Genomic DNA, 11,873 nt, shown 5'->3' with positions numbered 1-11,873 from the left:
GATGTCTCTTGAATCGTTTCATGTAAACATATCCGGGGTCGGATCGCCCTGTCAAGCGATCCGACCCCGGAGTGTTCGCCTCGTCCTCAGCGCACCGTGACGGTCACCGCCTTCGACTTCGTGGTGCCGGCCGCGTTGATGAACTCGGCGACGTACTGGTAGGTCCCGGAGGCGCGTCCGGTGATCGCCGTGCTCACGTGCTGGGCGTTCGGCGAAGCCGCGACCAGGCTCTGCTCGTCGATCACCTTCCCGTTCTCGTACAGCCGGTACGAGGTGGCGTTGGTGCCCCACCACAGATCCGCGGACACGGTGTAGTTCCCGTCCTTGTCCTTGTTGTCGTGGCTCACCACGGGCACGCCCGGTGCGGCATCCGTCACCTTCACGGTGACCGACGTGGTCGCCGTGCTGCCCTTCGCGTTGATCAGCTCACCGGTGTAGACGTAGATGCCGTTCGGCTTGCCGCTCACAGCCACCGTGGTGAGCTGCGCCTTCGGCGAGTTCGCGTCCAGCAGCTTGGTCGAGATCAGCTCGCCGTTCTCGTAGAGCTTGAACACCGCGCCGTTGACACCGCTCCACAGATTCATCGACACCGTGTAGTCACCGTCGTGCAGACCGGTGTCCCAGCCGGAGTCCGTCGAGAGCGCGCCTCGGCCGGGAGCCGACTTCGCCCCTTCGTCGTCGAACACCAGCAGCGAGACGGATGCCCTGGTGACCAGGCCGTCGTGGTTGACCGCGTTCACCGTGAGGGTGTGCGGGCCCACCAGGCCGTCGAGCGGGAGCACCTGACCCGGCGCGACGGGCTCGCCGTCGAACGCGATGTCGAGGTTGCGCACGCCCGACTCCGGATCCGAGGCCGTGACCCCGACCGTGAACGACGCCGAGCTGGCCAGCAGCGCACCGTCGGCCGGGAGTCCGGCCAGGACGGGGGCGGTGGTGTCGGTCGCGCCGGTGTGGTCACCGGTCACCGCGATCCGCGGCGCCGCGGGCTCCGTCATCCCCTCGCCGAGGAAGAAGCTGGTCTGCGGCGGCTGGTTGTAGCCGGTGTTCTGCCAGGCGACCGACAACCGGTACACCGGGTCGTGCATCAGCGTGCGCAGACGCAGATCCGTGGCATCCGTCGTGGAGTAGATCCGCAGTTCGCTGGAGTCGTCGGACCGCCACGCGATCTCCTCGCGCCAGTCGCCGAACAGGTCGGCCTGCAGGCTCGGGTTGCCCTTCGTGTCATTGTTCGTGCGGGCACCCTCCGCCTTCAGGATCACATCGGACTGCTCGGTCTCCCAGTTCCATTTCGACACGGTCGGCACGCCGTTGCGGGTGTCGGTGTCGAAGTCGTGGTCGACGATCTCGCGCAGCGGGTCGCCGTCGAACCACGCGAGGAAGTTCGCCGCCGGGATCTTCTCGGAGATCAGCTCTCCCGAGGCCGACTTCAGCTGGCCCACCGGGGAGTTCCACGCGGCGTCGCCGCCCACGGCCCAGCCCTCGGCGCCCTCGTACCGCGGGTCGATGTCCGCGGCGGCCGCGCGGCCGGTGTCCTTCGTGGCCGGGATCGACCAGAGCACCTCACCCGTGCGGGCATCGCGCATGGTCGCGCCCCGGTTGCCGGACGCGTGCATCTCCTCATGCGCGGCGAACACCTCCAGGCCCGGTCGCGAGGGGATCAGGTCCGACACGTGCAGCGCATCGCCGTGACCGAGGCCCGTCGAGTACAGCAGCGTGCCGTCGTCGTCCACCGTCGCCGAGCCGTACACGATCTCGTCCTTCTGATCGCCATTGACGTCGGCCACCGACAGGTTGTGGTTGCCCATCCCGTAGAACCCCTCGTTGCCGGGGTCGTTCGAGTCGAGCACCCACCGCTGCACGAGCTGGGAGCCGTCGAAGTCGTAGGCCGCCATCACCGCGCGGGTGTAGTAGCCGCGGCTGAAGATCGCGCTCGGGTGCTCGCCGTCGAGGTAGGCGGTCGCCGCCAGGAAGCGGTCGACCCGGTTGCCGTAGGTGTCGCCCCAGGCGCCGACGTCGCCGCGTGCCGGCACGTAGTCGACCGTGTCGATCGCCCTGCCCGTCGCACCGTCGAACACCGTCAGGTACTCCGGTCCGGTGAGCACGTAGCCGGAGCTGTTGCGGTAGTCGGCGCTGGCGTTGCCGATCACCTGGCCCGTGCCGTCGATCGTGCCGTCGGCGGTCTTCATGATCACCTCGGCGCGGCCGTTGCCGTCGTAGTCGAACACCTGGAACTGCGTGTAGTGCGCGCCGGCGCGGATGTTCGCTCCGAGATCGACCCGCCACAGCCGGGTGCCGTCGAGGCGGTAGGCGTCCAGGAACACGTTGCCGGTGTAGCCGGACTGCGAGTTGTCCTTGGAGCGGGACGGGTCCCACTTCACGAACAGCTCGTACTGCCCGTCGCCGTCGACGTCGCCCACGCTCGCGTCGTTCGCGCGGTACGTGATCGGCTGGCCGTCCTTCGAGTACGTGTCGGCAGGTCGGTCCAGCGGAACGGAGAGGTAGTCGCCCTTCTGCACGCCGAACGTCCTGGTGACGGTGACCTCGCGTCCGTCCAGCACGCTCGTGACGAAGTACTGCGAGTCCGCCGAGCCCTTCTCGTCGAGGTAGTTCGTCGAGCTCGTGATCGGCTCGTCGGTGATGCGCTTGCCGTCGCGGTAGACGTGGAAGGCGATCGCGTCGGGGTCGGTCCCCAGCATCCGCCAGCTCACCAGCGTGCCGTCGGCGGTGCTCACCGCGACCGGCGCGCGATCCAGGTACTCGGCCTGGCGCTGCAGCACGGTGGCCGCATCCGTCGTCAGCTGATCGGATGCCGCACCCGCACCGCCCGCGTTCACCGCGACCACCGTGTAGTGGTACGGGATGGTGGTGAGGACGCTGCTGTCGACGAAGTGATTCGTCGCGGAGAAGCCGACCAGCTCACCGCGCTCGCCGTCGACCTCGGACCGGAACACCATCGCGTACAGCGCGGTGCTCGGCTGCGCCCAGGAGAGCTCGACCTCGCGCTTCTCGAGTCGATCCACGGCCAGGCCGGTCGGCGCGGTCGGAACGGCGACGTCGGGGTCGACGAACGAGACCGGGACGGATGCCGAGGGCACCGACTCCAGTCCGGTCTGGTCGATCGCCGTCACGTAGTAGGTGTAGCCCAGGCCGATGCGCGCCGTCGTGTCGGCGAACGACGCCGTCGTGCTCTCGCCGACCTTCGTCGCCTTCTTCTCGAACTGCGAGGTGCGGTAGACGTTCCAGGTCAGGTCGGATTCGCTCGTCCACTCCAGCTGCACGGCGGGTGCGGCGGGGTCGGCGTTGACGTCGGTGACCTTGAGCCCTGCCGGTCCGAGCAGGATCGGCGTGACCTCCAGGCCGTTCAGGCGCGTGCCTGCGGCGGCGCCGTAGACGCGGACGTTCAGCTGTCCATCGGTGACCAGCACCGGTCCGCGCACCGACTCGTTGACCGAGCCCTTGCCCGCGTTGCCGGCGCCGAAGGCCTTGCCCTCGATGTCGAAGCTCGTCTTCGTGGAGCCGATCCAGTCACCCGAGTACGTCTTCACCGAGTAGGTGCCGTTGGGCACGTCGAGCACGAACTCGCTGGAGTCGCCGGGGAGGATGAAGTCGCGCTGGAGGTCGTTCGCGCCGCCGCTGTCGCCGCGGTCGCGGCCGGCCGTCGCGGGGAGCGCGGTCGCGAACCCGAAGCCGGTCTCCTTGCTGTAGGCGTCATCCGGATTCACCTCGGTGTATCCGGCCATGAGCGGGTTGCCTGCGAGCTGGAAGTCGAACTTCCACTTCGCCTGCTTCGTGGTGAACGTGACCGTGTTCGAGGCATCCGAGGTACCGCGGCCGTTCACCGCGAAGACGCGGTAGCGGTAGCCCGTGCCCTCGGCGAGACCCTGCACGATGGCGCTGGTCTGCGTGGTGGTGGTCACCAGCGACCAGACCTGATCGGGGTCGGCGACCGCCTGGCGCTCGATCCGGTAGATGTCTGCGGTCGGGGCCGGCTGCCACTGCAGCACCGCTCCCGCGTTGGACACCGACCCGGCGACGAGCCGCTCGGGTGCCGGCGGCACTGCGGCCGGCGGAGCGATGTCCTCGACCTTCGCCGCGAGGGGATCGTCGATGCTCGCGTAGTCCTGCGCGATCAGGCGTGCCATCTGGATGGCGCCGTACTCCTGGAAGTGCGTGTCGTCCTGCGTGCCCGAGGGCCGGTTGGGGAAGATGCCCGGATCCACCCACAGGAACACCGACTTCGCGGCCTCCGCACCGATCTCGTTCAGATAGGCGCGGCTGGATGCCGACAGATCGACGAGCTCGACGCCCTCCTCGGCCGCCAGCTCCTTCATCTTGTCGACGTACTCGGGAAAGCTGACGTTGGCGAGGCCGGTCTCGGCGTTGAAGCTGCGGCGAGACACCGGGGTCACCAGCACCGGCGTGGCGCCGCGCTGGCGGGCGCCGTGCACATAGGTGCGCAGGTACTCCTTGTAGTCGGCCGGCGATGCGTAGCGGTCGTCGACGCCCTGCGTGGCGTCGTTATGCCCGAACTGGACGAACAGGTAGTCGCCGGGGCGGATGCCGCGCAGGATGTCGTCGAGCCGTCCCTGCGTGATGAAGTTCTTCGAGCTGCGGCCGCCGATCGCGTGGTTGCTGAACGCGACCCCGTCGCCGAAGAACCGGTCGATCATCTGGCCCCAGCCCGCCTGAGGCGCGTACGCCGAGGCGTCGTAGGTCTGCACGGTCGAGTCGCCGGCGATGTACACGGTGGGCAGCGCGCCTGCGAGGCGCGCCTGCTGCCGGGTGATGGTGACCGCGTCGAGCGCGGCGGCCGAGCCGTCGATCCTGAGCGAGAGCACGCCGTCGACCAGTGCGATCGGGAACGCCATCTCGAGGTATTCGCCCGCGGGCTTGGCGGTGGTCTGCACCTTCGCCATGCCCTCCGCGGTCACCGAGATCTCGCTGGCGGCGGTCGCATCGCCGGCGATGAGGTTCACGGTGTAGTCGCCGGCGCCGAGCTTGACCTCGAACGTCCCGCCCTGCGCCTGGACGTGGTCGCCGCGCAGCAGGTCGTCTCCGCCGCGATCGACGTCCGGGGCATCCGCGGTCGGGGCGGTGCTGAAGCCGTAGCCCCACTCGTCGGAGTACACGGTCGTCGACGTGACCCCGAGGGCGCCTTCGGCCACGGCGCCGGGGCCGAAGTCGAACACGACCTGGTCGCCCGACGGCAGTGGCGCAGGCGCGGTGTAGACGGGCGAGACGACCGGGGCGGATGCCTCGGACGAGCCGGCCGCGTTGCGCGCGGTGACGCGGTAGGACCAGGACGCCGTCGTGTCGACCTCGTCGACGTACGAGACCGCCGCGGTGGTGGCGATGGCCGAGAAGGCCCCGTCCGCACCGGCGCGCTCGATGACGTACTCCTCGGCGTTCGCCGCGGCGCTCCAGCCGAGGGCGACGGAGGTCTTGGAGACCTTCGAGACGGTCAGGTCGGCGGGAGTTGCGGGCTTGGCCAGCGCCGGGATCACTCCGCTGCGCACCTGCGGCGACTGTGCGGAGGTGACGCCGTAGGTGTTCACCGCCTGCACGGCATAGGCGAAGGAGTCGCCCTCGGCGACATCCGAGTCCGTGAAGGTGGTCTTGTCCGTCTCGGCGAGCTGCTCGAAGTCGCCGACCGAGTCTCCGGTGACGGGGGCGCGGAGCACACGGTACGCGGATGCCCCGTCGGCGGCGCTCCAGTTGAGGTCGACGGCGTTCCACGCGACGCGCGCCAGGGTGAGATCGGCGGGGACCGCGGGGACGACCGGGGTGACGACGAGCCCGTTCACGTAGGCGCCGAGTCCGCTGCCGGTGAAGCCGACGGTCAGCTGCCCGTCTTCTACGGCGGTGCGGAATGTCTGGGTGGTGGTGGCGGCCTTGTCGGTGGTCATGCGCGTCTGCGCGACTCCCTCCAGGGACACGGTGGCGTTCGTGCCGGAGGTGCCCGCGAGGGCGTCACCGATCGACACCGTGACGTCGTACTCGCCCTTCGGGACGCCGTCGAGCAGGAAGCCCCAGTCTGTGCCGGCGATGAAGTCCTCGGCGACCGGGTCGGCGGGTGTGCGGTTGCCCGTGCGGTTGCGGTCGAAGAGGCTGACGCCATCGGCCGTGGTCACGCCCCAGCCCGCGTCGGCGGTGTACCGCGAGGTGGTGAGCACCTGCTGGTAGCCGTCGGCGACCGGGCTGGTGGCGGTGCCGAAGTCGAACCTCCAGCTGCCGTCCTGCGCGGGTGCGAGCGTCGCCGCAGCCGGGGTCGCGGTGAGTGCCGCGCCAATGACGGCGGCGACCGTGGCCGCGGCGAGAGTGCAGTGTGTTCGTCGTGCGAAGAGCGGTCGTGCAGGACGTGTGGAATGGTCCACGGTTCCTCCTTGGGCGTCTCTGACAAAGGGGTTCCGGCGTTCGCCGCAGCACTGCGGCGCGCGTCGGAGGAACCGGGGCGCGTACGGACTCGGCCACGGAGAGGGCAGCTGGAAAACGCATTCCCAGCTGCTTCCGATGATCCTTGCACGGGTTCCACAGATTGAGCAAGCGTTTTCTGACACGTTTCAAAGAATCGGGCGAAACCGTTGTGCAACGTTGGAGCCATCCGTTACGGTCGGTACGGCTCGCGGCGCCGAACAGCCCCGTCGAGCTGTCGAACTCCCGCCGCCGATGCGTTACGGACCGCGTCGGCGGCGGGTTCTCGTTCTCCCGTTCCGCGACTCAGCCGGCGATGACGGATGAGCTCCGGGTGCGCAGTCGCACCGAACGGACCACGCCCTGTGCGGCATCCGCTCTGCTCCGCCGGGTGGACTCCGGCAGGTGGACCGTGCTCTGCTGCGAGAGCGGCAGCACATGCAGGGTGAGGGCGCCGCCCGCATCCGCGCCGATATCGCGCAGCGAGACCGCCCAGCTCGTGCCGTCCCAGAACCGATCGTCGACCGTCGCGCCGTCCACGCGCAGCTGTGCGACGTCGCCCGCCCAGTCGATGTCGAGCAGCGCATCGCCGTCCCACGCCGGCAGCTCCAGGGCGAACACCGCGGCGAGGGCGTCGAACGCCGCCGCCGCGGGCGCGCTGTGCCGCGGACCGCCGAAGCCGTGGTCGGCCGGGACGTCGCCGGCGTCTCGGACCGTGCGGATGCCCACCGGCACGGCCTCCGGCGGGCGGCCGACGGGAATCTCCGCCCACCTGCGCGAGGCGGCGTCGAAGCGGCGCAGTCGGGTGGCATCGCGCGCTTCGATGCGGGAGCCGTCCCACAGCAGCTGCCCGTCGCAGATCCACAGCTCGTCGCCGAGCACCCAGGCGTCTGCGGCGTCGGCGAGGACGAGCAGTGCGAGTCCGCCGACCTCGTGAAGCCCGGGTTCGACGACACGCGGCTCCTCATCGGCGACGGCGACCTCGACAGGAATGCCGTGGTCCGCGGTCAGCACGAGGATGCCGCCCCGCAGCATCGTCAGCGCGGATGCCGTGGCCCACCGCAGCCGTGCATCCCCGACGCGCAGTCCCACCGGCCAACGTGCGATGGTGCCGGCCGGGATGTCCACGGGTGCGCTCGGGAGCAGCAGCGTCTCGTCGTCGAGCTCGACCTGCAGCTGCACGCCCGGGACCGTCTGAACGGGGATGTGCGGCTGATGATGGGTGATGACGCAGAACCCCTCGGTGCCGTCCGACCGCAGCGCCCAGCGCAGCGTGGCGGTGTCGTCGAGGCTCTCGGCCCGCACCTCCGGAAGGGTCGACGTCATGCCGCCAAGACGGTGACCGAACGCCGAGAGGAACGCGTGCTGGGCACGCAGCAGGGCGGCGGATCCGTGCAGGTCGCCGGACTGGCCGATGGGGGCGTGGAAGTCGTAGCTCCATTCGGCCATGTCGTTCGGGTAGCCCGTCGCCTGCGTCTCCTGCAGGCCGGGGCCGGGATTCCGCCCGCCGACGAACATGTAGTAGCCCTGCCAGGCCGACCCGTTGCCGATCTTCCCGTGCGCGAGAGCGGCCACGTCGCGGCCGCTGAGGACCGGGCGCCGGTGATACGCGGTGGCCATGCCGCCGCCGAGCTCGCACGTGGCGGGTGGGAAGCCGCGCAGCAGCGCGGCCGTGTCGGCGGATGCCTCGGAAGCCGCCGCGTCGAAGCCCTGCGCAGCCCGCACGTCGGCGCCCACGCCGGGATCGTCCCAGACGTGCGAGGGGAAGTAGTGCGCGCGGAACGACGGATCCCAGTCATCCTCCGGATCGGCCCAGAAGCCGTCGCCGTACCCGCCGAACAGCGGCATGACCTCGCCCGCGGGCAGGTCCGCCCCGCCCCAGGCGGTCGCGGTCCAGAGGGGTGCCGACATCCCGGCTTCGCGCGCCAGGCGCTTGAGCGTGACGAGGTGCTCCGGGCGGTCGTAGAGCTCGTTCTCGAGCTGGATCGCCAGCACCGGCCCGCCGGGGCGGACGCGCCCGTCCAGATGCGCGGCGAGCTGCGCGAACCACTCGGCCACGAGTTCCAGGTAGCGCGGGTCGTCGCTGCGGTGCTCGACCTCGGCATCCTGCACCCAGTCGGGGAAGCCGCCGTTGCGCGCCTCCCCGTGCGCCCAGGGGCCGATCCGCAGCACCACGCCGAGTCCGACCGCGGCGCACTCGTCGATGAACGCCGCGACGTCGAGCCCGCCGTCGAAGTGCGCGACTCCGCGACGAGGGGAGTGGTGCAGCCACAGCACGTAGGCGGATGCCAGCGTCACCCCGTTCGCGCGCATCTGCCGCAGCCGCTCGCCCCAGCGCTCGCGGGGGAGGCGGCTGAAGTGGATCTCTCCCGAGACCGGCACGAATGGCACGCCGTCGCGCAGCACGGCGCGGTCGGTGACGGCGATCCCCAGGGCGGCCTCCGCGGGATCCGGCAGCGCGCTGGGAGAGGCCTCCGCCGGCCAGCCGCGGTGCCGCACGACGTGGATCATCGGCCGGAGACCACGGCGTTGTCGAGCTGGTCGGCGTCGACGCCCTCGCGCACCGCGCGGTTCGTCAGCAGCACCCAGCACAGCCCCGCGCCGGGGTGCACCCAGAACTCCGTGCCCGCCCAGCCGCCGTGCCCGTACGCGTCGCGGTCGATCAGGCCGGGCGCGCGGGAGCGCAGGTTGAAGGTGAAGCCCCAGTCCTGCCCGCGCTCGACGGGATACGGGTCCAGGCGGGGGATGTCGCCCGTGAGCGGGCGCAGCATCATGTCCAGCGTCGCCGGCGCCAGGATGCCGTCGGTGCTGCCGGCATGGATACGCAGCAGCTCAGAACCGATCCGCAGCAGGTCCTCGGCGCGCCCCAGCAGACCTGCACCCGGCGCGCGGGTGGCGCGGAAGCGATCCAGGTCGAGTCCGCCGGCCGCCGCATCGGGCACATCCATCGAACCCCGGTGGTCGAGCGTGAGGCCGTCGGCCCCGACGGTCGCCGCCCACCATCGGGTGTCGTCGTCCCAGGTCGAGCCGGTGGCCTGCTCGGTGAGTGCGGCGATGCCCTCGAACGCGAGCGTCGAGTACCGGGAGGCGGTGCCGGCGGCGAAGTCGCGGCCGCGGGTGAGCAGCTCGGTGCGCAGCGGGACGCCGGTGTCGAGCGGCGGCTCGGTGATGCCGGACGTGTGACTGACGAGATGGCGCAGGCGCACCACGTCGTCGCGGTTCGCCCCGAAGTCCGGCAGGGCGGATGCCAGCGGTGTCTCGAGTGTGAGCAGTCCGCGCTCGACGGCCCGCGCGGCGGTGATGCCGAGGAGCGCCTTCGTGATGGAGAACAGCGGGTAGACGGCATCCGTCGGCGCTCCGAACCCGTCGAGCGCGACGATGCCGTCGGCGGTGGCGATCCCGAGCACGGCGGTGGGGAGCCGCTCGGCCTCGACATGCCGGCGCGCCCAGTCGAAGGCTGCCGCGTACGACGACATCACTCCACCTCGTGCCCGAGGTCGGGGCGCGGCAGGAAGCGCGCGGTGGCATCGGTCATCGACTCCAGCTCGACGACGACCACCTGGTTGCGGCCGGCGCGCGTGACCGGACCCGGCACGTAGAGCGTGCGCTGCGGGCCGCGGCGCCAGTACCTGCCGAGGAAGAAGCCGTTGACCCAGGCGTAGCCCTTGCCCCAGCCGGCGGTGTCGAGGAAGAGATCCGCGGGCTCGTCGAGCTCGAACCCGGCGCGCAGGCCCACCGGTCCCGCGACGCGTCCGCTCGCGACGGGCGTGGCGTCAGCGACATCCGACACCGCCGCGCCCAGCGCCGGAACGTCGAAGGTGCGCACCTGCCACGGTCCGCCCAGCGCAGTCCCGTCGAGCAGAGGCGGGCCGATCAGACCCTTGGCCTCGCCGATCTTCTGGTCGTAGTTGACCCGGCCGGTCTCCTCCACCAGCATCCGCAGGGCGCGTCCGTCCGGCAGCGCCAGCGACAGGTCCCCGATACCGCGCTGCAGCCGGCCGACCGGTGCGCCGTCGCGCTCGACCCACGCGTAGTCGCGCACCTCGGCCTCGAGCACGCCGGCGCCTGCGGCATCCGTCGTGTACTCGACCAGGACGACATCGGAGCCGAGCTCGTCCATGGTCGGCGGCGTCGCGACCGCGCCCCGATCGACAGCGACGAGTCCGAGGGGATCGCCGACCGACTCGAACGCGGCGGACGGCGTGGGCGCCTCGGTCGGATCGACGGCGGGCAGGTCGGGCACCGGGGCGTGCTTCGCGATCACCTCGCGGAAGGCGTGGAACTTCTCGGTCAGGTCGCCGGACTCGCTGATGGGGGAGTCGTAGTCGTAGCTCGTGACCATCGGCAGGTAGCGGCCGGAGTCGTTGGCGCCTGCGGTCAGCCCGAAGTTCGTGCCGCCGTGCACCATGTAGATGTTCACCGATGCGCCGGCGGCGAGCAGCCGGTCGAGGTCGGCGGCGCTGTCGGCGAAGGCGGTGGTGTGGTGCTTCTCGCCCCAGTGGTCGAACCAGCCGCACCAGAACTCCATGCACATCAGCGGACCGGTGGGCTGGAACTCCCGCAGGGTGGCGAGGCGCTCGTCGATCCGGCTGCCGAAGGAGCCCGTCATGTGCAGCTCGGGGTGCGCGCCGCCCTGCAGCATGTGCGGGATGGGCTGGTCCACCTGGGTGAGCGGCACGGTGATCCCGCCGTCGCGGGTCGTGCGGATCAGCGCCTCGAGGTAGTCCTTGTCGGCGCCGTACGCGCCGTACTCGTTCTCGATCTGCACGAGGATCACGCTGCCGCCGCGGTCGATCTGGCGCGGTGCGACGATCGCGTTGACTTTCTCGAGATACGCGGTCACCTCGGCGAGGTACGCCGGGTCGCTGCTGCGCAGCCGCATCCGGTCCCTGAGCGAGGAACGAGACGAAGGGTCGGCGGTCAGCCACGTCGGCAGGCCGCCGTTGTGCCATTCGGCGCAGACGTAGGGCCCGGGTCGCACGATCGCGTGCATCCCCTCCTCGGCGATGATGTCGAGGAAGCGCCCGAGGTCGACGTCGCCGTCCTCGCGCCACTGGCCCTTGACCGGCTCGTGCGCGTTCCAGGCGACGTAGGTCTCGATCGCGTTCAGCCCCATCAGGCGCGCTTTGCGGATGCGGTCGCGCCACAGGTCGGGGTGCACGCGAGGGTAGTGCATGGCGCCGGAGATGATCCGGTGCGGGGCGCCGTCGAGCAGGAAGTCGGTCTCGCCGATCGTGAAGCGGGAGGTCATGCGCTCAGCGTATCGGAAAGCGCTTTCTGAGCGACAGTCCCGGAGTGGAAGACCGCCGCCGGGTTCGCACGTCCGTGGCCGGGACCAGTGTGGACGCACCAGAACAGGAGGATCGCTCAGAACAGGACGATCTAGCGCAGGATCGTCCTGTCTCTGGCATACGTCCTGTTCTCGATGACGTCGGCCTCGGACGAGCCGGCGGAAGCGCGGC

Annotated in this window: 4 protein-coding genes; all 4 read right to left on the bottom strand. The window is 70.5% G+C overall.

Annotated elements, in window-relative coordinates; genetic code table 11:
* Positions 1-86: 86 nt before the first annotated feature.
* The 4 genes from ACTJJ4_RS11260 to ACTJJ4_RS11245 all read right to left on the bottom strand — a co-directional run bounded on the left by ACTJJ4_RS11260 (position 87) and on the right by ACTJJ4_RS11245 (position 11,662).
* Positions 87-6,374, bottom strand: coding sequence for a fibronectin type III domain-containing protein (locus tag ACTJJ4_RS11260; RefSeq protein WP_440943397.1), 6,288 nt, complete (start codon positions 6,372-6,374; stop codon positions 87-89).
* 343 nt (positions 6,375-6,717) lie between these two features.
* Positions 6,718-8,922 (bottom strand): beta-galactosidase, encoded by a 2,205-nt coding sequence (locus ACTJJ4_RS11255; RefSeq protein WP_440943396.1) that lies wholly within the window; start codon positions 8,920-8,922, stop codon positions 6,718-6,720.
* Entirely contained in the window at positions 8,919-9,887 is a 969-nt protein-coding gene (locus ACTJJ4_RS11250; protein WP_440943395.1) for a serine hydrolase domain-containing protein, read from the bottom strand. The genes ACTJJ4_RS11255 and ACTJJ4_RS11250 overlap by 4 nt, the downstream gene beginning before the upstream one ends.
* A complete protein-coding gene (locus tag ACTJJ4_RS11245; RefSeq protein ID WP_440943394.1) occupies positions 9,887-11,662 on the bottom strand; it encodes a beta-galactosidase in 1,776 nt (591 codons plus the stop codon). Before ACTJJ4_RS11245 ends, ACTJJ4_RS11250 begins: the two co-directional genes overlap by 1 nt.
* Between the last annotated feature and the right edge of the window lie 211 nt (positions 11,663-11,873).

The organism is Microbacterium sp. 22195 (genome assembly GCF_052056515.1).
Classification (GTDB): Bacteria; Actinomycetota; Actinomycetes; order Actinomycetales; family Microbacteriaceae; genus Microbacterium.
Note: the sequence above shows the minus strand (reverse complement) of the source record. Positions and strands in the feature narration are given on the sequence as shown.